General features: G+C 49.9%; 28 protein-coding genes, 2 tRNA genes, 1 pseudogene and 1 other annotated feature. Of the genes and pseudogenes, 20 read left to right on the plus strand and 11 right to left on the minus strand.

Annotated elements, in window-relative coordinates:
* Positions 1-162: 162 nt before the first annotated feature.
* A complete protein-coding gene (locus EDM57_RS12930) occupies positions 163-1194 on the minus strand; it encodes a YaaC family protein (RefSeq protein ID WP_122905165.1) in 1032 nt (343 codons plus the stop codon).
* Between the two features lie 167 nt (positions 1195-1361).
* On the opposite strand from EDM57_RS12930, the gene guaB reads away from it, so the two are divergent.
* The 7 genes from guaB to aceA all read left to right on the plus strand — a co-directional run bounded on the left by guaB (position 1362) and on the right by aceA (position 11018).
* Positions 1362-2822 (plus strand): IMP dehydrogenase, encoded by a 1461-nt coding sequence (gene guaB, locus EDM57_RS12935; protein ID WP_122905166.1) that lies wholly within the window; start codon positions 1362-1364, stop codon positions 2820-2822.
* Between the two features lie 210 nt (positions 2823-3032).
* On the plus strand, positions 3033-4340 hold the full coding sequence (locus EDM57_RS12940; protein ID WP_122905167.1) for a D-alanyl-D-alanine carboxypeptidase family protein: 1308 nt from the start codon (positions 3033-3035) through the stop codon (positions 4338-4340).
* A 109-nt stretch (positions 4341-4449) separates the two neighbouring features.
* Positions 4450-5334 (plus strand): pyridoxal 5'-phosphate synthase lyase subunit PdxS, encoded by an 885-nt coding sequence (gene pdxS / locus EDM57_RS12945; RefSeq protein ID WP_122905168.1) that lies wholly within the window; start codon positions 4450-4452, stop codon positions 5332-5334.
* A gap of 10 nt (positions 5335-5344) precedes the next feature.
* Positions 5345-5920, plus strand: coding sequence for a pyridoxal 5'-phosphate synthase glutaminase subunit PdxT (pdxT, locus tag EDM57_RS12950; RefSeq protein WP_122905169.1), 576 nt, complete (start codon positions 5345-5347; stop codon positions 5918-5920).
* Positions 5921-6056: 136 nt separating this feature from the next.
* Positions 6057-6277: a binding site (T-box leader), on the plus strand.
* A 52-nt stretch (positions 6278-6329) separates the two neighbouring features.
* Positions 6330-7610 (plus strand): serine--tRNA ligase, encoded by a 1281-nt coding sequence (serS, locus tag EDM57_RS12955; protein ID WP_122905170.1) that lies wholly within the window; start codon positions 6330-6332, stop codon positions 7608-7610.
* Between the two features lie 477 nt (positions 7611-8087).
* Positions 8088-9695: a malate synthase A gene (gene aceB, locus EDM57_RS12960; RefSeq protein ID WP_122905171.1), complete on the plus strand. Its 1608-nt coding sequence runs from the start codon at positions 8088-8090 to the stop codon at positions 9693-9695.
* Positions 9696-9728: 33 nt separating this feature from the next.
* The gene (aceA, locus tag EDM57_RS12965) at positions 9729-11018 is read left to right on the plus strand and encodes an isocitrate lyase (RefSeq protein WP_122905172.1); all 1290 of its coding nucleotides are present in this window, start codon (positions 9729-9731) and stop codon (positions 11016-11018) included.
* A gap of 240 nt (positions 11019-11258) precedes the next feature.
* On the opposite strand, the gene EDM57_RS12970 is transcribed toward aceA, so the two are convergent.
* A complete protein-coding gene (locus EDM57_RS12970; RefSeq protein ID WP_122905173.1) occupies positions 11259-11486 on the minus strand; it encodes a hypothetical protein in 228 nt (75 codons plus the stop codon).
* 72 nt (positions 11487-11558) lie between these two features.
* Here EDM57_RS12970 and EDM57_RS12975 point away from each other — a divergent pair.
* The 5 genes and pseudogenes from EDM57_RS12975 to EDM57_RS12990 all read left to right on the plus strand — a co-directional run bounded on the left by EDM57_RS12975 (position 11559) and on the right by EDM57_RS12990 (position 14372).
* Positions 11559-11635 (plus strand) — tRNA-Arg (locus EDM57_RS12975).
* 313 nt (positions 11636-11948) lie between these two features.
* Positions 11949-12063 (plus strand): annotated as a pseudogene (locus EDM57_RS24075) (helix-turn-helix transcriptional regulator); the annotation flags it as partial.
* 609 nt (positions 12064-12672) lie between these two features.
* Positions 12673-13248 (plus strand): zinc metalloprotease, encoded by a 576-nt coding sequence (locus tag EDM57_RS12980; RefSeq protein ID WP_122905174.1) that lies wholly within the window; start codon positions 12673-12675, stop codon positions 13246-13248.
* Between the two features lie 18 nt (positions 13249-13266).
* Complete coding sequence (locus EDM57_RS12985; protein ID WP_122905263.1) at positions 13267-13872, plus strand: hypothetical protein; 606 nt, start codon at positions 13267-13269, stop codon at positions 13870-13872.
* A 278-nt stretch (positions 13873-14150) separates the two neighbouring features.
* Entirely contained in the window at positions 14151-14372 is a 222-nt protein-coding gene (locus EDM57_RS12990; protein WP_122905175.1) for a hypothetical protein, read from the plus strand.
* A gap of 110 nt (positions 14373-14482) precedes the next feature.
* Here EDM57_RS12990 and EDM57_RS12995 read toward each other — a convergent pair whose 3' ends face one another.
* Entirely contained in the window at positions 14483-14893 is a 411-nt protein-coding gene (locus EDM57_RS12995; RefSeq protein ID WP_122905176.1) for a DoxX family protein, read from the minus strand.
* Between the two features lie 199 nt (positions 14894-15092).
* Between EDM57_RS12995 and EDM57_RS13000 the strand changes: the two genes are divergently transcribed.
* The gene (locus EDM57_RS13000) at positions 15093-15437 is read left to right on the plus strand and encodes a winged helix-turn-helix transcriptional regulator (RefSeq protein WP_122905177.1); all 345 of its coding nucleotides are present in this window, start codon (positions 15093-15095) and stop codon (positions 15435-15437) included.
* A 141-nt stretch (positions 15438-15578) separates the two neighbouring features.
* Here the strand turns inward: EDM57_RS13000 and EDM57_RS13005 are convergent, their stop codons facing one another.
* A complete protein-coding gene (locus EDM57_RS13005; RefSeq protein ID WP_122905178.1) occupies positions 15579-15941 on the minus strand; it encodes a helix-turn-helix domain-containing protein in 363 nt (120 codons plus the stop codon).
* 168 nt (positions 15942-16109) lie between these two features.
* Between EDM57_RS13005 and EDM57_RS13010 the strand changes: the two genes are divergently transcribed.
* Together EDM57_RS13010 and EDM57_RS13015 are read left to right on the plus strand one after the other, a co-directional pair.
* A complete protein-coding gene (locus EDM57_RS13010) occupies positions 16110-16313 on the plus strand; it encodes a helix-turn-helix domain-containing protein (RefSeq protein ID WP_122905179.1) in 204 nt (67 codons plus the stop codon).
* 44 nt (positions 16314-16357) lie between these two features.
* Positions 16358-16561 carry a hypothetical protein gene (locus EDM57_RS13015; RefSeq protein ID WP_122905180.1) on the plus strand — a complete coding sequence of 68 codons (204 nt, stop codon included), beginning with the start codon at positions 16358-16360 and terminating at the stop codon, positions 16559-16561.
* A gap of 145 nt (positions 16562-16706) precedes the next feature.
* On the opposite strand, the gene nagE is transcribed toward EDM57_RS13015, so the two are convergent.
* The 5 genes from nagE to EDM57_RS13040 all read right to left on the minus strand — a co-directional run bounded on the left by nagE (position 16707) and on the right by EDM57_RS13040 (position 20962).
* Positions 16707-18146: an N-acetylglucosamine-specific PTS transporter subunit IIBC gene (gene nagE, locus EDM57_RS13020; protein ID WP_122905181.1), complete on the minus strand. Its 1440-nt coding sequence runs from the start codon at positions 18144-18146 to the stop codon at positions 16707-16709.
* 185 nt (positions 18147-18331) lie between these two features.
* Positions 18332-18595, minus strand: a complete 264-nt coding sequence (locus EDM57_RS13025; protein WP_122905182.1) for an HPr family phosphocarrier protein — start codon at positions 18593-18595, stop codon at positions 18332-18334.
* A gap of 28 nt (positions 18596-18623) precedes the next feature.
* A complete protein-coding gene (locus tag EDM57_RS13030) occupies positions 18624-19121 on the minus strand; it encodes a PTS sugar transporter subunit IIA (protein WP_122905183.1) in 498 nt (165 codons plus the stop codon).
* 147 nt (positions 19122-19268) lie between these two features.
* Positions 19269-20129 (minus strand): glucose PTS transporter transcription antiterminator GlcT, encoded by an 861-nt coding sequence (gene glcT / locus EDM57_RS13035; RefSeq protein WP_122905184.1) that lies wholly within the window; start codon positions 20127-20129, stop codon positions 19269-19271.
* A 335-nt stretch (positions 20130-20464) separates the two neighbouring features.
* Entirely contained in the window at positions 20465-20962 is a 498-nt protein-coding gene (locus tag EDM57_RS13040; protein WP_122905185.1) for a ribonuclease H-like YkuK family protein, read from the minus strand.
* A gap of 167 nt (positions 20963-21129) precedes the next feature.
* On the opposite strand from EDM57_RS13040, the gene tadA reads away from it, so the two are divergent.
* Complete coding sequence (gene tadA / locus EDM57_RS13045; protein WP_122905264.1) at positions 21130-21609, plus strand: tRNA adenosine(34) deaminase TadA; 480 nt, start codon at positions 21130-21132, stop codon at positions 21607-21609.
* Between the two features lie 64 nt (positions 21610-21673).
* Here the strand turns inward: tadA and EDM57_RS13050 are convergent, their stop codons facing one another.
* Positions 21674-22393 (minus strand): pseudouridine synthase, encoded by a 720-nt coding sequence (locus tag EDM57_RS13050; protein WP_122905186.1) that lies wholly within the window; start codon positions 22391-22393, stop codon positions 21674-21676.
* Between the two features lie 162 nt (positions 22394-22555).
* On the opposite strand from EDM57_RS13050, the gene EDM57_RS13055 reads away from it, so the two are divergent.
* Positions 22556-22644: transfer RNA gene (locus EDM57_RS13055), tRNA-Ser, on the plus strand.
* 50 nt (positions 22645-22694) lie between these two features.
* On the opposite strand, the gene EDM57_RS13060 is transcribed toward EDM57_RS13055, so the two are convergent.
* Entirely contained in the window at positions 22695-22967 is a 273-nt protein-coding gene (locus EDM57_RS13060) for a DUF4275 family protein (RefSeq protein ID WP_122905187.1), read from the minus strand.
* A gap of 215 nt (positions 22968-23182) precedes the next feature.
* On the opposite strand from EDM57_RS13060, the gene EDM57_RS13065 reads away from it, so the two are divergent.
* From EDM57_RS13065 to EDM57_RS13075, 3 genes are read left to right on the plus strand one after another with little or no spacing between them, the layout of a single operon-like run.
* Positions 23183-23770, plus strand: a complete 588-nt coding sequence (locus EDM57_RS13065; protein ID WP_122905188.1) for a sulfurtransferase TusA family protein — start codon at positions 23183-23185, stop codon at positions 23768-23770.
* A 13-nt stretch (positions 23771-23783) separates the two neighbouring features.
* Entirely contained in the window at positions 23784-24944 is a 1161-nt protein-coding gene (locus EDM57_RS13070; protein ID WP_122905189.1) for an MBL fold metallo-hydrolase, read from the plus strand.
* A gap of 14 nt (positions 24945-24958) precedes the next feature.
* Positions 24959-25183 (plus strand): sulfurtransferase TusA family protein, encoded by a 225-nt coding sequence (locus tag EDM57_RS13075; RefSeq protein WP_122905190.1) that lies wholly within the window; start codon positions 24959-24961, stop codon positions 25181-25183.
* Positions 25184-25373: the final 190 nt, after the last annotated feature.

Below are 25373 nucleotides of genomic sequence, written 5' to 3' on the forward strand. Positions count from 1 at the left end.
GCACGCGTGGAGCTGACGAATACTAATCGGTCGAGGACTTATCCACACATGCCTGGCAAACATGCAGATCCAGTTTTGAAGGAATAAGAAAAAGCTGTATTCCCGATTACTTTTGCGAGTAATGGAGAATGCAGCTTTTTTGTATACCTAGGCAAAATCAACTCAGCAATTATCGAAAGAGAAACCTTGTGGGAGTGCAGAGTTTTTTTGCTGGATCTGTTTCATAATAACAGTGGGGTAGCTAGACATATGGTGCTCCAAAAAAAGCTCTACGAGGTAGCGTTCAGCAAGGCCGTGGGATAAGGCCAGCTCCCCCCACCATTCCGTTTCATATCGGCAAAGCATGCTGAGCAAATACAAAAGCAAGAAGTGGCTGGCCCACTCGGGAAGAGGCAGAGAATCAGGCGAGCCATTCCAAAAGAATAGGCGGCGCTTCTGCCAGCGAAACAAAGGATGCTGCTCCAATTGGGACAGGGCAGATGCAGGGAGAAGGAGGCGTTTGGAATTGGCTTCTGCCCTGCACAATGGCAAACCAGAGCCCTCTGGAGCGACTCTGTTGATGTATTGAAGGAAGGTTTCTGGTGAATACGCCAAAGGCCCGTCCATGGCTTCAGGAAAAGCAATCTGGACCCACGGTTGGCAGTCAGATGGAGCTTGTTCGACTGCGTGAATTTTGCTCCAGGGAACTTGCAGCCAGTGCTGCGGCTTTTCAGTCAAAGCCGCATAAACATTGCTGAATGCGGGGATGGAAGCAAACAAATCATGTATCGAATAGCGATCCTGCATAGGGGAAAGATGAAAGAGCTTGGCCAATAGAGCAAAAAAGCCCTCTTTTTGTGGACGGACCTCATCTTCTAGCAGCAGGTAGTTGTTCCTCTTCAGCTTTCGCGTAGTGACCCCGTGCTGGAGCACTCGGCTGTTTTGCGGATAGGATGGATCGCGGGTGAGCAGCAACCCTTTCAGCAGGTGGGAGCAACCATAAAAGAGCAGCAACGGCTGGATGGACAAGTCAGCTTCTGCTGCTGTCGTATAAAACTGTCTCGCTTGCTTCCATAAAAAAAGAAAGCGGGAACTTTGATGAAAGGCCAGGCGTTCAGCATGCTCCAATCCCAAGCTGTCATAGCAGGCAGTCAAATATTTACGGGCGGTAGGCTCCGTTTCGAAAAACCGGAACATTTTCCATGCAGAATTCATTGTAACCACCTTTCAGTAACTTTCGTGATCTGGTTGTTTTTTCTAGTGATTTTTTTGATTTATCTGTCTAATAAACTCCATAACCGAACATTTAACTCATTCCTTGACAGTAAATTATGCCGTTTGTTAAACTGTCTTAAAATATTTGCCGAGAGGGGCTTTCTACTGTGCGGGAAGATAAATTTGTCAAAGAAGGACTAACATTTGATGATGTGCTGCTCATCCCAGCAAAATCCGAAGTTTTGCCAAGGGATGTGGACGTTCGCGTAAAACTGAGCGAGACTGTCCGCTTGAACATCCCCCTGATTAGTGCCGGAATGGATACGGTAACTGAATCAGCCATGGCGATTGCTATGGCCCGTCAGGGTGGTATTGGGATCATCCATAAAAACATGTCGATCGAGCAGCAGGCGAGTGAAGTAGATCGCGTGAAGCGCTCGGAAAGCGGGGTCATTACCAACCCATTTTCTTTGACCCAGAATCACACCGTCGCAGAGGCGGATGCGCTGATGGGGAAATACCGCATTTCCGGTGTTCCGATCGTCGACGAAGAAAATCATCTCATTGGGATTTTAACCAACCGCGATTTGCGTTTTGTCCATGACTACTCGACACCAATCAAGGAAGTCATGACAAAAGAGAATCTGGTTACAGCTCCGGTTGGAACCACCCTGCAGCAAGCCGAAGCGATTCTCCAAAAGCACAAAATCGAAAAACTGCCGCTGGTCGATGAAAATAACATTTTGCGTGGTCTTATTACCATTAAGGATATTGAAAAAGCGATTCAATACCCGCAAGCAGCCAAGGACCCGCAAGGACGCTTGCTGTGTGGGGCGGCAGTAGGGGTTTCCGCAGATACGTTTGATCGTGCGGCGGCGCTCGTACAGGCAGGCGTAGACGTGCTTGTCGTCGATACAGCGCATGGGCATTCCAAAGGTGTTATCGAGACAGTAAAAGCGCTTCGCAAGGAATATCCAAACCTGACAATCGTGGCAGGAAACGTTGCAACAGGAGAAGCCACTCGCGACCTGATCGAAGCAGGGGCATCCGTTGTCAAAGTCGGGATCGGTCCAGGCTCCATTTGTACAACGCGTGTCGTAGCCGGTATCGGCGTGCCGCAAATCACTGCCATTTACGATTGCGCCCGAGTAGCGCGTGAGTACAATATTCCAATTATTGCCGACGGCGGCATTAAATACTCCGGTGATTTGCCAAAAGCAATCGGAGCAGGTGCTTCGGCGATCATGATCGGCAGCCTGTTTGCCGGAACAGAGGAAAGCCCGGGCGAGTTCGAGATTTTCCAAGGACGCCGCTTCAAGGTATACCGCGGAATGGGTTCGATTGGCGCGATGAAAGCGGGAAGCAAGGACCGTTACTTCCAGGAGAACGAGCAAAAGCTTGTTCCAGAAGGCATCGAGGGCCGTGTTCCTTACAAAGGTCCTTTGGCGGACGTGACTTATCAGTTGATCGGCGGTCTGCGCGCAGGTATGGGCTACTGCGGAGCCAAAACAATTGAAGACTTGATTCAAAACTCGCAGTTTATCCGTATCACAGGTGCCGGCTTGCGCGAAAGCCATCCGCACGATGTGCAAATCACGAAGGAATCGCCAAACTACTCGATTTCATAGGTTAAACAATCTGGGGGCTGTCTCAAAAGTCGTCATGTCGGCTTTGAGACGCCCCCTTTTGTATGTCAAAAACGATGATCTACCATCCAATCCATTACTTGCTAATGAGTCTATTTGGGCTTCAATGCGGTCGTAATGGTATGTTACACTTACACTTGGTGCCCAATTACCGTATAGACTTATGACAGAATTGGAGAGTGAGAAGAAACGATGAAGCGAACTACTTGGAAGACACGACTGACAGGTCTGATCCTTTCTGTCGCTATGTTTGCAACCGCAATGGGAGGAGCAGCGACGAAGGCCGATGCAGCACCTGCAGCAGATCTACAACTGGCCGCAAAATCTGCCATTCTAGTAGAGGCATCTACGGGAAAAGTTTTATATAGCATGAATCCAGACGTCCCACTGCCTCCTGCCAGCATGAGCAAGATGATGGCGGAATACCTTGTACTGGAAGCGGTCAAGCAGAAGAAAATCAGCTGGGACGAAAAGGTGCCTGTCAGTGAATATGCTTTCTATGTGGCAAGAATCTCTGATACGTCCGGAGTGTACCTGAATCTGGGGGAATCTTTTACAGTCAGAGAGCTGTACAATGCAATGGCTGTCGTTTCTGCCAACGATGCTACTGTTTTGCTTGCGGAAAAGATAGCGGGCAGTGAAGCGAACTTCGTGCAGATGATGAACAAAAAGGCTGCCGAGTTTGGGATGAAAAATACATCTTTCGTTACATCCAGCGGCTTGCCGGCGAATGAGCTGGGTCCATACTCCGTCCAGACCGATCAAGTGGAAAATCTGATGTCCGCGCGTGATTCTGCTATCCTCGCCAGAAACCTGATTCGTGATTTCCCGGAAGCGTTGGAAGTATCGAAGATCCCGCGTTTTACCTTCCGTCCCGGTTCTAAAAATGAATTGAAAATGGCGAACAACAACTGGATGTTGCCTGACCTCCCCAATTACTATCCGGGTGTAGACGGATTAAAAACAGGTTATACACAAGCAGCAGGTAATTGCTTTACTGGTACTGCAGTTCGTGATAACATGCGCTTGATTTCTGTTGTAATGGGAACAGACAGCAAAACAAAACGCTTCGTGGAAACAAAAAAGCTTTATGACTATGGATTCAGCAATTTCAAATTAACGAAGCAATTGGACAAAAATGTTTCTGTAAAAGGTTTTGAAACTGCACCTGTAACGAACGGAGTAGAACTCAACGTACCCGCAGTAACTGCCACCGAAGTAAACATGCTGACCAAAATCGGAGCAGAGACAAAATTCACGCCAACCGTTACGTATCAAGAGCTGACCGCACCAATCAAGCAAGGCCAGGTGGTCGGTAAGCTCGTCCTGAAAGAAGAAGGAGCGAAAGACACCGACTACCTGCAGCCGGAAGATGCAGCAAAAGCGGGCGCGGATTTGGTGGCAGGCCAGGAGGTCGAAGAGGCGAGCTGGATTCGTTTGTTCTTCCGCAGCATCATTCAATTTTTCAGCAATTTGTTCAGTAGTGGAACAGGAAATTAAATAACTATTGTATTCCCCCTCATCTATCGTTTACAATGACGGTAACGAAGAACCATAACAGAGCATAACAGTTACGGTTCTGACTTCATGATGTAGGGGGAATTTTCACATGGTACAAGTAGGAACGTCCCGCGTAAAAAAAGGTATGGCTGAGATGCAAAAAGGCGGCGTCATCATGGACGTTGTGAACGCCGAGCAGGCAAAAATTGCTGAAGCTGCCGGTGCTGTAGCTGTCATGGCATTGGAACGCGTACCTTCTGACATTCGTGCGGCTGGCGGAGTAGCTCGTATGGCTGATCTTGGCATTGTGGAGGAAGTGCTGAACGCTGTTTCGATCCCTGTTATGGCAAAAGCTCGTATCGGACATTTTGTAGAAGCGCGCGTACTGGAATCGATGGGTGTCGATTACATTGACGAGAGTGAAGTTTTGACCCCGGCCGATGATCTGTACCACATCAATAAAAAAGAATTCACTGTGCCGTTTGTATGTGGTGCGCGTGATCTGGGTGAAGCGCTTCGCCGTATCGGTGAAGGGGCGTCCATGATTCGGACAAAAGGTGAGCCAGGAACCGGAAACATCGTAGAAGCCGTTCGCCACATGCGCACGATGATGGCGCAAATCCGCAAAGTGCAAGCAATGTCTTACGATGAGCTGATGGCCGAAGCGAAAAATCTGGGTGCCCCATACGAACTGCTGGAACAAGTACACAAAACCGGCAAGCTGCCTGTAGTGAACTTCGCCGCTGGTGGCGTAGCGACTCCGGCAGATGCGGCTTTGATGATGCAGCTCGGGGCTGACGGCGTGTTTGTCGGCTCGGGTATTTTCAAATCGGAAAATCCGGAGAAATTCGCTCGCGCTATCGTTGAAGCGACTACGCACTACACAGACTACGAACTGATCGCTCGCGTATCCAAAGGTTTGGGAAGTCCAATGACCGGAATCGAGATTTCCAAAATTCGCGAGGCGGATCGCATGCAAGAGCGCGGCTGGTAAGGTGAGCAGAATGAAAATCGGTGTACTCGCTTTGCAAGGAGCTGTAGCAGAACACCTGCGCATGCTGGAAGAGGCTGGGGCGACAGCTGTTCCCGTCAAAAAGGTGGAAGAGCTGGACGAACTCGACGGACTGGTTCTTCCCGGCGGAGAAAGCACGACGATCAGCAAGCTGATGCACAAGTACGGATTCATGGACGCGCTCCGCGAGTTCGGAAAAGCAGGCAAGCCGATCTTCGGTACTTGCGCAGGCGCGATTCTTTTGGCCAAACAGATTGAGGGGCAAGATGACTGCCATCTCGGGTTGATGGATATTAAGGTGGAGCGAAATGCCTTTGGCCGCCAAAAGGAAAGCTTCGAGGTGACAATGCCTGTAGCTGGCGTCGGTGCAGATTACCCGGCAGTGTTCATCCGGGCACCATATATTATGGAAGTCGGAGAAAACGCAGAAGTGCTGGCCAAGTACGAAGAAAAGATCGTCGTAGCGCGAGAAGGGCATTACCTGGCGGCTGCCTTTCACCCGGAATTGACGGAAGATACAAGAATGCACAAATACTTCCTCGACATGGTGAAGGAATACCGAAACTGATTGAAGTGACGCTTGCATGAAAAGATCGGCATTGGCCAAATGCTGGTCTTTTCTTTTTGTTACAAGATGATGGCGGAGCGCCCTTTACATACGTATAGAACTTGTAGTACAGTTAACAATAGAAATATGTATGAATGAGAATGCGATGATGAGAACAAGTACTTCACATCAGCCTGGTGTAGAGAGTCGGTGGGTGGTGCGAACCGATCCGGTCTGTGAAGGAATCCATCTCGGAGTGGCAAAGGAATGAACTTTGTCCGGAACCGTCCCGTTACGACGGATGGAGTGGATAGATGCGCCAGGATGGGCATGTATCAACGAGGGTGGCAACGCGGGTACACAACACTCGTCCCTTATGAGGGGACGGGTGTTTTTTGCATTTTGATTATGGATTCGGAGGGATTCGAACATGTTGGACGTCAAAATACTGCGTCAGGATTTGGAAGGGGTAAAACGCCGTTTGGCGCATCGCAATGAAGATATTTCGGCTCTGGATCAGTTTGCAGAGGTCGATGAAAAGCGCCGTCAAGTGATTCAGGAAGCAGAGGCGCTGAAAAATAAACGGAATACCGTTTCCGAGCAGGTAGCGGTCATGAAGCGCAACAAAGAGAATGCCGACCACCTGATCGCGGAAATGAAGGAAGTAAACGAACACATCAAGAAGCTGGACGAAGAGCTGCGCAAGCTGGATGAGCAGCTGGAGCTCATTTTGCTGAGCCTGCCTAACCTGCCGCATGAGAGCACACCGATTGGTACATCGGAAGACGACAACGTAGTGGCATGGACGTGGGGCGAGCCGCGCAACTTTGGCTTTGAGGCAAAGCCGCACTGGGAGCTCGCCAGCCAGACAGGGATTCTCGATTTTGAGACGGCAGCAAAAGTAACAGGAAGCCGCTTTGTCTTTTACAAAGGACTGGGAGCCCGCCTGGAGCGCGCATTGATGAACTTCATGATGGACCTGCATGCCACTGAGCACGGTTACGAAGAGGTTATCCCGCCGTATATCGTAAACCGTGCAAGCATGACCGGAACCGGACAGTTGCCGAAGTTCGAGGAAGATGCTTTCAAGCTGGAGGGACCAGACTACTTCCTGATCCCGACGGCAGAGGTCCCAGTCACCAACATGCACCGGGATGAAATTCTGGATGGAGACGATCTGCCGCGGTACTATGCTGCTTTCAGCGCTTGTTTCCGTTCGGAAGCGGGATCGGCGGGCCGCGATACACGCGGGCTGATTCGCCAGCACCAATTCAACAAAGTAGAGCTGGTGAAATTCGTCAAACCGGAAGATTCGTATGACGAGCTGGAGAAGCTGGTGAAAAACGCCGAGAAGGTGCTGCAACTGCTTGGACTTCCGTACCGCGTCATGAGCATGTGTACAGGCGATCTCGGATTTACGGCAGCGAAGAAATACGACTTGGAGGTATGGATTCCAAGCTCGAACACGTACCGCGAAATCTCGTCCTGCTCGAACTTCGAAGACTTCCAGGCTCGTCGCGCCAATATTCGTTTCCGCCGCGACACCAAATCGAAGCCGGAGTTCGTGCATACACTGAACGGCTCGGGCCTCGCCATTGGCCGCACCGTAGCGGCGATTTTGGAAAACTACCAGGAGGAAGACGGAAGCATTACCATTCCGGAAGTGCTGCGTCCATACATGGGCGGAGTAGCCAAAATCGAGTCGAAATAAGCAGTGGGATAAGCACAGCAGCCTTTGATCTTTCTTTATTGGATCAGAGGCTGCTTTCTTTTTGGAGCGGGGAAAAGGCGAGAGAGCATGGGGGACAAGACAGCTCGGAAAATGTGTACTAGTACAGTTATAATTTTTAGAAAATTGTGTTGCACTGTACTAATCTCTGTTATATAATAAAAACAACTTAAAAGAATATTGTTTTAATACAGAAGTGGAGGGAATGGGAAATGAACTGCTATCGGTGTGAAGGAAACGGCGAACAGAATTGCCCACGATGTGGAGGCGTTGGTCATGATGACAACGGAGCGGCTTGCCATCATTGTTTGGGGGATGGACATGTGATCTGCAGTCATTGCAGTGGCAGCGGATACCAGGATTAAGCCATTTTTTTTGAACCTTCTGTACTATAATAATTTCTAAAAAATGATTCTGTACCATAATAATTTGAGTGCTATCAAGGGAAGGTGAACAGGTTTGACTACGATTCCAACCAATCCATATCCGCTGGAAATCCAGATTACCGGCGAGATGCGCTCCGGCTACGAGGATATTCTCACACCGGAGGCGATCCAGTTCGTCATCAAGCTGGAGCAAAAGTTCGGCGACAGAAGGCAGCAATTGCTTGCCGCACGTCAGGAACGCCAATTGAAAATAGATGCCGGGCAACTGCCCGACTTTTTGCCGGAAACAGCGGAGATTCGCAACGGAGATTGGACGGTAGCTCCGCTTCCACATGATCTGCTGGATCGCCGGGTGGAGATTACCGGGCCAGCGGGCGACCGCAAAATGGTTATCAACGCACTCAATTCGGGCGCACGCGTCTTCATGGCAGATTTTGAGGACGCAAACTCGCCTACCTGGGAGAATACGATTCAGGGCCAGATCAACATGAAGGACGCTGTCCGCCGCAACATCTCATACACCAGCCCGCAAGGCAAGCAATACACCCTCAATGAGAAAACAGCGGTATTGATCGTGCGGCCGCGTGGCTGGCATCTCGATGAAAAACATATCCTTCTCGATCAAAAGCCGATTTCCGGCAGCCTGCTCGACTTTGGGCTCTACTTTTACCACAACGTCGATGCCTTGATCGCGAACAAGACAGCTCCGTACTTCTACCTGCCGAAGCTGGAAAGCCACCTGGAAGCGCGTCTCTGGAACGATGTATTTGTGTTTGCCCAGGAGGAACTGAATATTCCGCGCGGGACGATTCGGGCGACGGTTCTGATCGAAACGATTCTTGCAGCCTTTGAGATGGATGAGATTTTGTATGAGCTGCGGGAGCATAGTGCGGGATTGAACTGCGGGCGTTGGGATTACATTTTCAGCTACATTAAAAAGCTGCGGAATCAGCCGGACTTCATTACCCCTGACCGGGCGCAAGTCACGATGACGGTTCCGTTTATGAGGGCCTACACCACTTTGGCGGTGAAAACGTGCCATAAACGCCAGGCTCCATGCATTGGCGGGATGGCTGCCCAGATTCCGGTGAAAAACGACCCGGTCAAAAACGAAGAAGCGCTCGCCAAAGTACGCGCTGACAAGGAGCGGGAAGCTTACGACGGGCACGATGGTACATGGGTAGCCCATCCCGCACTGGTGCCAGTGGCGATGGAGGTATTCAACCGTCTGATGCGCGAGCCGAACCAGATCTGGTACAAACGCGAGGATGTGCAGGTATCGGCAAGCGATCTGCTGGCTGTACCTGAGGGCGTCATCACGGAAGAAGGCGTACGTACAAACATAAGTGTAGGCTTGCAGTACATGGAAGCGTGGCTGCGCGGGCATGGCGCAGTGCCGATCTACAATCTGATGGAGGATGCGGCGACCGCGGAAATTTCCCGGACTCAGGTGTGGCACTGGATTCGCCATCCAAAAGGCGTGCTCCAGGATGGCCGAAAAATTACCGAGGCTCTGGTCAAGCAATGGCTTAGTGAGGAATTGCAGGCATTGAAACAAGCGATTGGCCAGGAACGTTATGAAAACAGCAAATTTCAGGCTGCCGGAGAGCTGTTCCTGAAGCTGGTGACAGAGAACGAATTCGAGGATTTTCTGACAGTACCGGGCTATCGCTATCTGTAATAGCCAAAATAAAAAAGAGTGGGGGAAAAGAACATGAGCAAACAAACCAAGCAGGAAGCCATTCAACAAATTGAGCAAAGCTGGAACACCGAGCGTTTTAAGGGAATTACCCGGCCGTATTCCGCTGAGGACGTATACCGTTTGCGCGGGTCTGTGCAAATCGAACATACGCTGGCGCGACTGGGTGCCGAGCGACTGTGGAATCTGTTGCATACCGAGCATCACATCAAAGCGTTGGGGGCTTTGACCGGGAATCAGGCCATCCAGCAAGTAAAAGCGGGGCTGAAGGCGATTTACTTGAGCGGCTGGCAAGTGGCGGCTGACGCGAACCTTTCCGGTCAAATGTATCCCGATCAAAGCCTCTACCCGGCCAACAGCGTTCCTCACGTCGTAAAAAGAATCAACCAGGCTCTGCAGCGTGCAGACCAGATCGACCAGGCCGAGGGCGGAACAGATACGTACTGGTTTGCTCCGATTGTCGCTGACGCGGAAGCGGGCTTTGGCGGGCCTCTGAACGTGTTTGAGCTGATGAAAAGCATGATTGAAGCGGGAGCGGCAGGTGTGCATTTTGAAGACCAGCTCGCTTCCGAGAAAAAATGCGGTCACATGGGCGGAAAAGTGCTGATCCCGACGCAGGCTGCTGTCCGCAACCTGATTTCGGCTCGCTTTGCTGCTGACGTCATGGGTGTTCCGACGATCATTGTCGCGCGTACAGACGCAAACGGCGCCTTCCTGATTACGAGCGACATCGATCCGGCTGACCAGCCGTTCCTCACTGGAGAACGGACGCCAGAAGGCTTTTTCCGCCTGCGCGGTGGTCTGGATGCAGCAATAGCCCGTGGACTCGCTTACGCTCCGTATGCCGACCTGATCTGGTGCGAGACTTCCGAGCCAAACCTGGAGGAAGCACGTCGCTTTGCAGAAGCAATCCATGCCAAATATCCAGGCAAACTGCTGGCGTACAACTGCTCCCCATCCTTCAACTGGAAGAAGAAACTCGACGAGGAAACAATCGCTCGCTTCCAAGAAGAGCTGGGAGAGATGGGCTACAAGTTCCAATTCGTCACGCTCGCAGGCTTCCATGCACTGAACCACAGCATGTTCGAGCTGGCGCGCGGCTACCGCGATCGCGGAATGGCTGCTTACTCCGAATTGCAGCAGGCTGAATTCGCGAGCGAGGTCCATGGCTATACAGCGACTCGCCATCAGCGTGAGGTTGGTACCGGCTATTTCGATGAAGTGGCACAAGTGATCGCTGGCGGAACTTCCTCGACCACAGCATTGACCGGATCGACAGAAGAAGAGCAGTTTGCTCATAACTAACTTTGCTCATAACCAATATAAAAAGTACGGAAAAACGAAGCTGAATGGGTGGGCGGAGGTTGTGATTTCCGGACGGCAAAAGAAGCCTGTTTGAAGCAGGAGTATTTTTGAGATGCAAAAAAGCCTTGGGATGATGCCAAGGCTTTTTTTGCGGGTGATGCTTGTTTTTCGGTTAGCAAAATTCCTGTGTGTCTTGTTGTTCAGGGGGATATTTGTCTGTTCCAAGGTGTTGTACTGGATTCACGGGATAAAATCGTCGCGATCCCTCGTATCGAATCCTTGATCGAGCGAACTGCATGGGCTGTGGTTGGGCGAGATTTTTTGCTTTTTCCTTTTCAACCTCCACTCGATTACGCCCCCAATCAGCAAGAGGCCCACGCAAATGATTGCGACGAGCAACCAGACGGGCATGGTTATCACCTCGATTTGCAGATGATGGCGGGTGAAGATGACCGCTGCATTTGCCAAAATGTGAGTCCCTGCATATAATAGTAAGGTAGGTGAGATTCCAGAAGAAGGATTTTGCCACTAACCATATATGTCCCCGTAGCTCAGCAGGATAGAGCAGCAGTTTCCTAAACTGCGTGTCGGAGGTTCGAGTCCTCTCGGGGACGCCATTGATGGAAGCCACTCCGTTGTTTGGGGTGGCTTTGTCTTTTTGCTGCCTCTCAAATACTCTTACTATGACAAAATGAATCTCCAATTGTTCCGGTAAGCTGAGCCTTCTGGCTGGTGAACTTCAACTTCATTCCCAACCTCCACAACGTAAAACCAACGGTATGTCTCTAGGATCATCAAAGATATACATGACGTTGACCCGAAGATCGTCCTTATTTCCTGACTACAGAAATTCACATTTCCCCCAATACCAAACCGTTTTACTCTCCCGCCTAGACGGTTGCATTTGAACCGCCAAAAATCATCAAAAAAGAGTTAACGGAAATAACAAATTGGTTGCTTTTCCTGGGTGAGCACATCAAGGGCAGGAAGATGCCAAAGAGGCCTTGGCAGGTTTGCAAAAAGATTTCTCCTATACTGTCCATAAGCGGTGACAGGTGTTAATCAAAATAACCTTTTTGGAAATGAAATACCTGTTTTTGGAAACGAAACGCCGCCGAATAACGTACTATCATTAGTGAAAAAACTTCGCGTCCTCTGGAATTGTATTGTTCATTGTTACCGCCGGAAAACAATTGACCCAGGTTCGCAGGAAAGAAAATAACCCCCCAGCGAATATATTCTCTTCGGTATTAAGGCCCAGGCTAATCTTTAGAGAAAGACACATGCTAAGGAGTGGGATAGTGATATCGTTAGCAGAAGGCAAGATTATTCGTGAAATTTCCTGTCTAACGGGGCATTCTTGCAATACACTTCGCTGATATCTCGGTGGTGAATTCACTCCTGAAAAGGGAACACGTAAATCTCTTGGTCCATAGCCAGTCTTCCATAACAACTGTAATCACTAGGTGAGGTTCTTTGTTACATGTATGTGAGAGACAGTTTAAGTGATCCGAACAGAAATGACAGACGAAATGCGGCAGCAAACTTATCGTATTTCCTGTTGACAAAAAAAGGAAATCTAAATATATTAATAAGTAAAAAGAGGTTATATTTACATAAAATGTATCAAATATTACGAAAAGGAGCATAGGATATGAATAAAAAAAGTGTATTTACTTTAGTCTTGCTAGGAGCTTTTACTTTATCCAACGTAGCGTATGCCGAATTAAGGAGGGGCGATGCGTTTTTTGATACTACTCCAACAGCAAATTATGTCAAGGATATTGATACCTATATCAATGCTTCTGTTGCAGATGAGAATCTACTAGGTGCAGTTACCGAAGCTATATCAGACTACGAAGGTATTTCTGGGGCTAATATTAATTATGATACTAATGCTTCTGCTTCTAGTTATGATTTGAGGGTTGCTGCGGGTCAACTAGGATTGGATTATGCAGGAGAAACTCGCGTATATTATTTGGACGACGATGATACTTACCAAAGACACTACGGGACAGAGGCATGGGATAGAGTGAAAATATATTTAAACCGTGAGTATATGGATTACTATAACTACAGTTCTGCAAACCGTAGAAAAACTACCATTCATGAATTTGGTCATGGACTTGGACTAGTTCATCAAACTTCGAATTCAATTATGCAGCAGGGAAAGTTGAGCCTCACAGATCCAACACAATTAGATAGAGATAATTTATCTTGGAAATACTAGGTGGAAGTGGGTGGAGTTATGAAAAAATCAATTACTGTTTCGATTGCTGCAATAGCTTTGTTAATAGGAGGGGCATTTTCTTATCAACAATTAAATGTTCCCCAAAAAGATTATCGAGTGGCTATAAGTCAAGCTGATTTTATTCAGTTTGAAAATATTGAAGAGGTTGAAAAATATTCAGGTTATATCGTGCAGGCCGAATTTACTGGAAAGAGATCATTAAAAGAATGGAATCTCGGGGAAGGCGAGGTAAAAACGGCTTCAAAGTCCGAAGTAAAAATCCAAAAGGTTTACAAGGGGAGTCTCGAAGAGGGAGATAAAATCTCTGTATATGAGCCAGCTTATTTTGATGGGGATGTTTTTGATACCATCGAAGGATATAATCTCATGAATGAAGAAGGCACTTACGTATTGTTTTTGAGGGATACAGGTGACAAAGAAGGGTATGCCATTATTGGAATGTATCAAGGTAAATATGATATTAGCGCAGGGATGCAGAACACAAAAGCGAAACAAGCACAACCTGATGATACTTACCGTAGTTTAGAGGAAAGAGAATATTTCGGTGAGAATGTTGAGCAGTTTAAGAAATTAAAAAAAGAAGTTCTGGAAAAGTATAATTAGCCGTTCATATGTAGTTGCCTCCGAACTGTTCGGGGGCTATTTTTAGTAAATAAAAAAAGGTTTTTTGTACCTCATTCAAAGTAACCTGTTTTTTGAAATGAGACAACACCGAACAACGTACTATTATTAAACAAAAATCACCGCGCAACTGATCTTAGATGTCAACTTTCTAAAGCTGCTCGCAAGTAACGAAATCAATGGCTTCGACATTGCAATCGGAATGAAAAAGGAAGAAGTTATCAAGCGGTACGGCGCGGTGGTCAAGCAAGACTTTTTGGATGGCGGGCAGTCGCCTGGGGACGGCTACACTGGAAACGAGTCAGCAGGGATGGGGTACGCCTGTAGATGAAGGGGAAAGCATGGCCAACGGAAAGTATCTGCTTCTGTACAAAGCGGGAGACAACTCGGTCTTTATCAGTGCGGAAAACAAGACTTCGCCGCCCGAAAAGATCAGGATCATCAACAAAAAAATGCTGGATGAGTTCCCGCAAAAATTTTAATGACTACCCGCTCGCATTCCATTGTAAAAAAGCCAGCGACGAAGGCAGAAACACCGCCTTTGCTCACTGGCTTTTTTGCGTGGGTCACGAGACGGTGCTACGCCTACGCCTTACTCAACCGCTCTTTTTCCAAACAAAATGGAATCGAGGCCGAACTTGGAGCTGCCGCTGATGCTGAGTGCGATCAGCATGGCCAACAGGGCAAGGTCGAACTCATAGCCAGCGCCGTTTTCCCCGCCCATGAAGCCGGCTGCCAGCTTTACTTTGACAATAGCGCCAATCATGATGACAGCCAGCGCTGCGGAAAAGACACGAGTGCCAAGTCCGACGATCAGGGCGACCCCGCCGACAACCTCCAGGAAAGCCACCAGGTAGGCGAGAAAAGCAGGGAGTCCCATTGTGCCAAAGAACCCGGCCACGTTCTCCAGTCCCATCTGAAACTTGTCGATGCCGTGGATGACAAATGTAAGGCCAATGACGACACGCAAAACAAGAGCGCTCCATTCAAAACGGTTTTCCATGTATTGAGACCTCCGTGTGAATTTATATCAGTAACAAAGTTACTTTTAGTTAGTAAGTATACAATAATTACTTTCCGTGTCAATACGTTACGGGAATTTGCATTAATTGGAAAGTGCGAATAATTAGGCATTCAATAATCATTCATTTTGATGGATTGGAGAAAGAGCGGTATACTGGAAGGAGAATGAGGTGATACGAATGAAACAGTCTTCCCTCTGTCCGAAGTTTGAAAAAGGCATGCAACTGCTGGGGAAACGGTGGACAGGGTTAATCTTGTACCAACTGCTTTCCGGACCACAGCGTTTCTGTGCTTTGGAAGGGGCCTTGCCGATAAGCGGAAGGCTACTTTCTGAACGGCTGAAGGATCTGGAGAAGGAAGGGCTTGTGCATAGGCAAGTGTTTACGGACTCGGCTCCTGTCCGGGTGGAGTATTCGTTGACGGAGATGGGGAAGGCTCTTGAGCCGGTCATCAAAGGGATTGAATCATGGGCTCAGAGCTGGATTGAGCTGGACTCGGCAAGTACAGAGGACAGCGCAAAATAAAACAGTGAAGCAAAGCTTCGCTGGCGCTGCTGTTGGCAAAGCTAAAAACCCCTGGCGTTCAGGGGCTTTCTTTTTTATTTGTAGACAACGGGAAGGCAATGATGAAGCATTTTAGGCTCGGAGAAAAGTTTTCGCGGTTCTCTAACTGTCTTCCTGCGGCACGTTCTGTTTTGATTTCCATTTGACAAATTCGATATGCCGCTTGATCTCAAGAAGTTCGTCTTCTGTTAACCCGTCAATGTCCAAAAAGGGAACAGGTGTTTCCCGGACAGAGGCCTGCCGCCAAAACGGCGTTGGGTTGTCTGTTCGGCCATGAAGGTAATCAGTCGATACGTCAAACAGGTCGGCGACTTTGGAAATCAGCTGGGAATCTACGCCTTTCTTTTCGCCGGATTCAATTCGGGACAAAACTGTGTTGTGAATGCCGAGCTTTTCAGCTAACTGGATTTGTGACCACCGCTTTTGTTCGCGCAGCCATTTTATCCTTTGACCGACTATGGACATCGTGAAACCACCTTTTTCGTTTTGGCAATACCATTCTAACAATTTTCCATAACGGAAAAAAACAGGATTGCTAAAACGACAAAAGAATGTATTGACTTTGCAGAAATTGAAACGCTATCATGTAACTATAAATATTTGCCATTTCTGCAAGGGAAGAGGGAACTAAATATGGAACGTCTAAACCTCCCATTTATCGCAAAACGTAGAAGTGAGTGCAAGCTCACGCTGCAGGAAATGGCGGAGTCACTCGGTTTTCGAAACGCTTCGACATATTTGAAATACGAGAAGGGAGAGTATGACTTCAAGGCAAACCATCTGCCTGTTTTGGCCAAGAAGCTGAAGTGTGGTCTGCATGAGCTTTTTATGAGTTGAATTTTGTTGTTTTAGCAAAGTTATCGAATAAGGAGTGGGCGCAATTGGAAGCATGGGAGGCGAACAAGAGACAGCTGGAATTATGGAAAAAAACATTATCCTACGAAATCGAGATGATGGCGCCATACAGTGAATCGGCATGCGCAGGATTTTTGGATCGGCTTATGCAGTTTGAAACGGAGCTGGAGCAAAAGGAGCTGTTCCCGTCAGAACGGGTGCTCGTTGGCTCCAATGCCCGGCATTTTTAGGGAAACGGCGTCATTTTCCGGGTTCACAAGGCAGGCAAGACAAGACCAGACATCTTATGCGAACGAGGGGACTCTATGCCATTACGAAAAAGCCCGGTAAGGCGGTTGCCAATACCGGGCATATTTATCGGGGAAAAAGCAGAAGCTACATCTTTTTGATCTCGTCCTTCAACAGCTCGGACTGTGTCCCGAAGACAACCTGGACGCTGCCCTGGCCGAGCTTCATGACGCCTGCCGCCCCGAGGTCTCTCAGTCCTTTTTCATTGACGACCTTGTCGTCCTTCAGCACGAGGCGCAGGCGGGTAATGCAGGCATCGACGCTGACGATGTTTTCTTTGCCGCCGATGAGGGCGAGCACTTTTTGCGCCTTCTCCTGTGTCGAATTGCCGCTGGCAGATGCTTTTTCGACTGCCTCGTCGTCTTCACGGCCTGGCGTTTTGATGTCGAATTTGACGATCAGGATGCGGAACAGGAAGTAGTAGACGAGGGCAAAGACCAAACCGATCGGGATAATCAACCATGCGTTTGTGGAGAGCGGGAAGTTCAGCCCGTAGTCGATCAGACCTGCGGAGAAGCCAAATCCGTGCTTGATTCCAAGCGCAGTCACGATATACCCGGAAACCCCGGTCAAAATCGCATGAAGTACATACAGCATCGGAGCCGCGAACATGAACGCGAATTCGAGCGGCTCGGTAATCCCCGTCAGGAAAGAAGCGAGCGCGGTACCGAGAAATACAGAAGCGATTGCTTTCCGTTTTTCCGGCTTGGCTGTATGGATAATGGCCAAGGCTGCTGCCGGCAGGGCGAACATCATGATCGGGAAGAAGCCGGTCATGAACATGCCCGCCGTTTTGTCGCCAGCGAAGAAGCGGTGCAGGTCGCCGTGTACGACTTTTCCGGCCTGATCGGTAAAGTCACCGATCTGGAACCAGGCAATCGCGTTGAGTACGTGGTGCAGACCGAATGGAATGAGCAAACGGTTAAAGAAGCCGAACAGACCAGCTCCAAGAGCGCCAAGGCTTACAATCCAGTTCCCCATATTGTTGAGCGCGTCCTGGATCGGGCCCCAGATGATTCCGAAAAAAAGACCGATTATGACCATGCCAAGCGAAGTGATGATCGGGACGAACCGTTTTCCGCCGAAAAAACCGAGCCATTCCGGCAGCTTGATGTTATGGTAGCGGTTGTAGCAGTAGGAAGCGACGCCGCCCGCCAAAATACCGCCAAGGACACCCATGTTCAGCTCGACCTCGTCGCCGATGAATGGCATGGCAGCGGGGACTTTGGAGAGCACCGTGGTCAACACCAGGTAAGCGATTACGGCAGCCAAAGCGGCAACGGCATCTCCGGCAAGACCGATTGCGACACCGACGGCGAAGATCAGCGGCAGGTTGTCAAAGATGGCCGATCCGCCTGCTAACAAAAAAGGCGCAATGTACTGATTCAAAAATCCTCCAACAGAGGCGCCGAGATGAAATTCGGTCTCGTAGTTGATGGCGCCAAAACGGAGCAACAGCGCCGCTGCCGGCAATGTGGCGACTGGAAGCATGAGTGCTTTCCCAATCCGTTGCAAAAAGGCAAGCATGAGTAAAACCTCCCTGGAATGAGATGTATATCAAAAAGCTGCTCTCCGGATGAGTACAAGGGATAAGGGCATAACGAACAGGCCGGAGAGAAACTGTTTTGATCGGAAAAGAGTGATGAAAACGCTTTCAATCAAGAAGAGATAAATGTTCACCAATGTTCGTAGCCGCCTTTTTTCGCCGCCAATTAGCGATGAAAAGACTGTTCAAACAGTTGCTGAAGGGACAAAGCGGCTTTTTCCTCGTCTTCCCCCTCCACTGATATGAGCAGCTTGTCGCCCTGGGTCACGCCCAAGGTCATGATCCCCAAAATGCTGCGGCCGTCCACCTGCTTATCTCCTTTGGTCAAGGTGATTTTCGATTGGGACTGTGCCGAGTGATTTGCCAAAAGAGCGGCCGGGCGAGCGTGCAGCCCGCCTTCAACCGTGACCGTTACTTCAAATTGAATCATGTTGTACCTCCCCCAACAGGTGCTTCTTTTATTTCAGGACGACAGTCATCAGCGGCTGCTGGCCTGCCGCGACATTTCCGTGTGCTACCACGTTGTTTTCCGCGACGGCATCGCCGTTGGTAATAATGATCGGGGTGACGAGCGGGCAGCCCGCTTCCTGCAAGACGGCGATGTCAAACTGAATCAGCTTGTCGCCAGCTTTTACCTGGTCGCCTACCGCGACGAACGGGGTAAAGCCTTTGCCCTGCAATTTCACGGTATCGATCCCGATGTGCATGAGCAGTTCCAGACCGCTGTCTGTCGACAAGCCAATCGCATGATGGGTAGGGAAAAGATGCGTGACCTTGGCGTCAACAGGAGCGTACAAGACGCCCTCCGAAGGCAGAATCGCAGCGCCATCGCCTACAACTTTCCCGGCAAAGACGGGATCAGGTACTTCCGACAAAGGGACAACACTTCCGGTCAAAGGGGCCAGAAACGTGATTTCTTGCTGCTGTTTTTTACGGGAAAAGAGACTGCGTAGCATAAGTTCCTCCTTTTGCGTCTGAACGAAAATAGGCATGAGACGGTCTGACCCATACGACGACATACTTACTATGTCCGTATGATCTCACCGCTCATGCCTAGTCGAACTAGTAACACGCAGGATTATCATCATTTTGAGTTTGTGCAATTACGGCTGTTGCTGCAGCAGGCGATAAACATGCAAAGCCATGTAGCCGACCTCGTCTTCCGGGACAGTGACCTCCAGCCGGTTCGAGATATAGGCAGCCAGCTCGGACGCCAGCTCGTAGGCTTCCGGGATCGTCGTTTTGACCCGGTCGAGAAGCGGGTTGTGAATGGTTTTTTGCTGGCGGATGCGCTCCACAGCAAAACGCAGATGGGTGATGAGCCGGACGTAATCGACGGTGTTGCGCTCGATGGTTCTGTCTGTCCGCTGCTCGATCATGCTGACCAGTTCGCTGATGACATTCGTAAACTGTACCGCCTTTTTCACAGGCAGGTAACTGATCGCCGAGTGAATGTGCAAGGCGAGAAAACCGATTTCGCTATCGGGAATATCCAGGGCGAACGCCTTTTTAATCATGTCCGCTGCCCGTTTTGCCAGGGTGTACTCTTTTGTGTAGAGCGTCTGGATTTCAAGCAGGAACGGGTTCACGATCTCCATGCCGTTTCGCAAGCGGTAAATGGCGAACTGGATATGGTCAGGCAGAGCGACGTGGACGTGTTCGTTGAGCTCTGGTGTAATTTCACTCGCGATCAGGGCGATAATTTCTTCCGCGATTCCTACCACGGCAGGATCGACCTGACTGAGTATGGTCTGGTACTGCTGTTGATGGCTTTCGTTTTCCAGCCTGAAGCGCTTCTCCACACGCGGGTCATGGACGGGGATGGTGTTCCCGGGCTTTGCGCCAAATCCGATTCCTTTTCCGAACAGCACAATTTCCAGCTTGGTGCCGGGTTCTTCCACCAGCACGACGTTATGGTTCAACACACGCGTAATCGCATATGTTTTTTCCTGTTGACGGGACACGCCATTCCACCACCTTTAGACAAAAAAGAGCCGAAAAAACCTTTTTAATCATAAAAAGATCTTCTCGGCTCATGCCTGCATTACCAGTAACACGCCTTGTGAAAACGCTTCAATTAATGCTTATAATAGCTTACATGCACAAATGTTGTCAATCACCCTGTTTTGCATCAGGTGCATATAGAAAAAACCGAGGATATGTATCCGATTCCGGGCAAGGCAGAAGGAATTTCGCTTGCTTGTCCAGAAGTACGTGAGCCGGCAAATGAAGAATCGAAACAAAGCGGGCGGACGCGTCGGGAAGCTATCCGCCTGTACGCTTTGTTCAAGGCAGTTTACTACTTGGTGAACTTGTCAGCAATTGTAGAGGCACAGAAGGAGTTTGGTTTGATTTCCGCCCGGAAGTGGTTGGTTTCTGCCAGACTCAAGAGCGACTGGATAAACTTGCGGGTAGGGCCATTTTTGCCGATGTCAAAGTGCAGACGGATGGGAATATCAATCTGATGATCGCGCAAATATTGCCGAACCTCCGTAGCCAGCCCTACCGCGTACATGGCCTCTTGAAAAATCCGCTGCTGCAAGGATGAATAGCGTCGCTCCTGAAACTTGTGATAAAAGAAGGTCCCACCATGTCCGGGGCGAATCACCGTAATGACCAGGGCGAAAAAGGTTCCGCGACTTTTCAGCTGGGAGTCGGCTCCCACGATAATCTCAAACGGACCATGCATGGAAGTGATCGTTTGTTCAATGAGGGAAAACACGTCTTCTTTCGCCAACTGTCCTCTAGTCGGACTGTGAAAACAATCGAACAAAGTGCTTGCAGAGGTTAAGCCCACTCGCATCCCTCCAGATAGCGGCTATCTGTGAATCGTAAACAAATTCCGTACACCATTAATGTATGTAATCTCCCGGAGAGTATGTGAACAGGTATGGACAAAAACTTCGCGAAGCAACCTGTTGACCCTAATCTGAAAACGTCGATAAAGGAGTTTTAACCATCGTGATGGAAGCAAGCAAACACGAAGAATACATGAGAGCCGCCATGGCAGAAGCGCAAAAGGCGGCCGCAATCGGCGAGGTGCCGATTGGCGCTGTGATCGTCCGCGACGGGGAAATTGTCGGACGCGGCTACAACTTGCGGGAAACGCAAAAAGATCCTACGCTGCACGCGGAAATGATCGCGATCCGTGAAGCCAGTGAACGGCTGGGCGGCTGGCGGCTGATCGGCTGCACGCTGTACGTCACACTGGAGCCTTGCCCGATGTGTGCCGGAGCGATCGTGCAGAGCCGTATCGAGCAGGTAGTGTACGGAGCCTCCGATCCAAAGGCAGGGTGTGCCGGGACATTGATGAACCTGCTGGCCGAACCGCGCTTCAATCACCAGGTTCCGGTTATGGAGGGCGTTCTCGCAGAGGAATGTGCCCAGATGCTCAAAGACTTTTTCCGCGGGTTGCGTAAAAAAAGACAGTCGGAGAATGGTTGATCCGACTGTCGCGAACGCCGTCCGGCTCGCTTGCAGGCAGCATGCCGGGAATCCAGGCGCTTGATTATTTGTTTACGTTTTGCAGCAGGTGCAGCTCTTCCTCGGTCAGCTCGCGGTATTCGCCGGGAGCGAGTGCCGGGTCGAGGTGAAGCGGGCCCATGCGGATGCGTTTTAAGTAGGTGACATGCAGACCGAAGGCGGCAAACATTCGTTTTACCTGGTGGAACTTTCCTTCCATGATCGTCACGCGAACCTCGGAAGTTTCTCCCGAAGACAAAATCTCCAGCTTCGCCGGCAGTGTGGTGAAATCCTCCAATTCAATCCCTTTGGCAAATTCCTGTACATGCCGCTCTGTGACCGGGCCGTCGATGCGGGCAAAATACTCCTTGTCCACTTTCTTTTTCGGGGACAGCAGGCTGTGCGAAAGCTGGCCGTCGTTGGTCAGAAGCAGCAGCCCCTCAGTGTCGATGTCCAGTCGGCCTACCGGATGCACCTTGACTGCCCATTCATATGGAAGCAGGTCGACTACGGTTTGATGCACGTTGTCTTCGGTTGCGGAAACTACCCCAGGGGGTTTGTTTAGCAGGATGTACACCCAGCGCTTGAAGTTGAGCGGCTCCCCGTCCACGGTGATGTCCTGCTGTTCGGCAATGACGTGCATGCCCGGATCGGTCGCGACCACGCCGTCCACGACGACCAGTCCTTGCTTCACCAGTGCCTTCACTTCCTTGCGTGTGCCGAACGCCATATTCGCCAGCACCTTGTCCAAACGTTCTCGTTTCATGTATGTTCCTCACTTTTCTTCTGGTCAAAAATCCCCTTACCGGGTGTTGTTAATAGTTTGGCCTAATGCGGCGAGCAAATCAAGGGGCAGCCCGGAAGTTGGCTCTTGCACTTTTGGGTCGGATTTGCTATAGTAAATAATGTTTCTGACAAACGAAAATATGGAGAGATACCCAAGTGGTCATAAGGGGACGCACTCGAAATGCGTTAGGCGTCGTGAGGCGTGCGTGGGTTCGAATCCCACTCTCTCCGCTTACAAAGTGGCTCAACGGAAGAATCCGTTGGGTCATTTTTTTGTTTCCTCACCGCCTGCAAAAATACGGCCCAAACCATCCGGTCTCATGCGTCCGCACATACGTCCACGTAAACTGTTTGTCTACCACGTACACATCTTCTTCCTTCGCCAAATCCTCGACGGAAAGCCGTGACGGATTTTCCATGATCCACACTTTGTTGGAGAGCTGATAAAGCACGTAGTACGCCTCTTTCGCTACCTGGCGAAAAGCCTGGTCCGCTTCTTCCCCTTGAAGACAGTCGCGCTTGCCGTAGCTGAACCCAAAACGGCAGCATCCCAATCCATGCGTGAGCGCCGCCTAAAACAGCCCATCAGCCGTAACCTCTTAAACCTACTGCATCCCTTTGCCAAAAAAGACAACTCCTCCCCTGTTGACAACAAAAACCTCTGCGCATATTATAATACCCATAGGGGTATATGTATAAAAATAAATCCCATAAACCCAAATCTGTCTTTCAACCCACACTCCACTCAAAGCACAAGGGGGAAACACATATGCCTGCACAAGCACAACCGCATTTTTCTGCCGATAAGGTTTTGGATTGCAAAGGGCTCGCTTGCCCGATGCCGATTGTCCGCACGAAAAAGGCGATGGAGCAAATCGCTCCCGGCGAGGTCATTGAGGTGCAAGCCACTGACAAAGGCTCGCTGGCTGACATGAAGGGCTGGGCAAACAATACGGGGCACTACTATTTAGGCTCGCTTCAGGAGGGGAATGTTTTGAGGCATTTTCTCAGAAAGGCCAGTCCGCAGGAGACGAAGGCTGAGACGAGATATCCGCATACGATCACGAACAAAGAACTGCAAGCCAGGCTGCAATCCGCGGAACCGTTTCTGCTGATAGATGTGCGAGAACCTGCTGAATACGCGTTTCAACGGATTGCTGCGGCCAAATCAATACCCTTGGGGGTATTGGAGCAGCATCTCGATGAGCTGCCGACAGATCGCGACATATTTGTCATCTGTCGTTCTGGAAACCGCAGCGATCTGGCGTGCCAGTTGCTGGCGGGCAAAGGCTTTTCCCGAGTAAAAAACGTCGTTCCGGGTATGGCTGGTTGGACTGGCCCGGCAGAAAACGAGTGAGGGGGATATTGGCATGAGTAACCTGCAACATCAACAAGCCAAAGTGAAAAAAATGACGGCACATGAATTGACCGAGTTGCTTTTTGCCCAGGAGGAGCTTTTTATTCTCGATGTGCGCAACAGCGAAGACTATGAAAACTGGCATATCGAAGGGCACCGGGTCAAGAGCTTCAATGTCCCGTATTTTGAACTGATCGATGGGGTGGAAGAGATCGTCGGCAAGCTTCCGGGAAAGCAAAAAATACTCGTGGTCTGCGCCAAGGAAGGCTCGTCTGTTTTCGTGGCAGAGCAACTGGCGGAAGCCGGACTGGACAACGTGTATTACCTGCAAGGCGGGATGAAGGAGTGGAGCGAGCATCTGGAGCCTGTTAAGGTAGGCGATTTGCGAGATGGCGGGGAGATTTATCAATTTGTTCGTATCGGAAAAGGCTGCCTGTCCTACATGATCGTCTCCGGTCAGGAAGCAGCTGTTGTCGATTCGGTGCGGCTGACAGACGTTTATGAAGCGTTTGCCAAAGAGCGCAGCCTGACCATAACTCATACGATTGACACGCATTTGCACGCCGACCATATATCAGGCGGCAGGAAGCTGGCTAAAAGCACAGGCGCTACGTACTGGCTCCCGGAAAAGGACGCGGAAGAAGTGACGTTTGCCTATGAAAAGCTGGAGGAAGGCAAAGTCATTCAGGTTGGCACGACCAGCATTTCGATTTTGCCGATCTACTCTCCAGGCCATACAATCGGCAGCACGTCCTTGCTTGTAGATGACACGTACTTTCTCACAGGCGACATTTTGTTTGTAGCATCAATCGGACGGCCGGATTTGGCTGGCAAGGCCGAGGATTGGGTAGGAGACTTGCACGACACCTTGTATAATCGGTATCAAGATCTGTCCAAAGAGCTGCTGGTACTACCCGCTCATTTTGGCAGCCATGCGGAGCTGGGGCCGGACGGAGTCGTATCAGCGCGCTTGGGCGATTTGTACCGCGACAATCCAGGGTTGAACATTGCAAGTGAAGCTGAGTTCCGGCGTGTTGTTACCGGGCAGTTGCCGCCACAGCCTAACGCCTATCAGGAAATCCGGCAAGTCAACATGGGCAGATTGCAGCCCGATGAAGAAGAGCAGCGTGAAATGGAAACAGGGCCAAATCGTTGCGCCGTTCACGATAAATAAGGGGGAAGGTAGACATGGCTGACATCGTTGTAGATACAAAAGGTCTGGCTTGCCCAATGCCGATTGTAAGGGCGAAAAAGGCGCTGGATACGCTGAAGCCGGGGCAAACCATGGAGGTTCTTTCCACGGACAAAGGATCACTCCAGGATTTTACCGCATGGGTGAAGCAGACCGGTAACGAGCTGGTGACTCATGAAGTGGAGAACGGGGTATTCAAGTTTTTGGTGAAAAAGCTGTAAGCGAAATGACTAAGCAGGCACGCGCAGGAAGTGTTTGCTTAGTCCTTGTTTTCATAGACAATACGAACGCCAAGGTGAGGGTAGACTTCCTCGCGAAAATGGCCGTTGGGGCAAATTTTTTCACAAAGTAGGTTGTTGCGCCGGGAGCGCAGCGGTTCTTGGCAAGTGGGGCAGCGATGCTGGAGAATGG

It is taken from the genome of Brevibacillus gelatini (genome assembly GCF_003710935.1).
Taxonomy (GTDB): domain Bacteria; phylum Bacillota; class Bacilli; order Brevibacillales; family Brevibacillaceae; genus Brevibacillus; species Brevibacillus gelatini.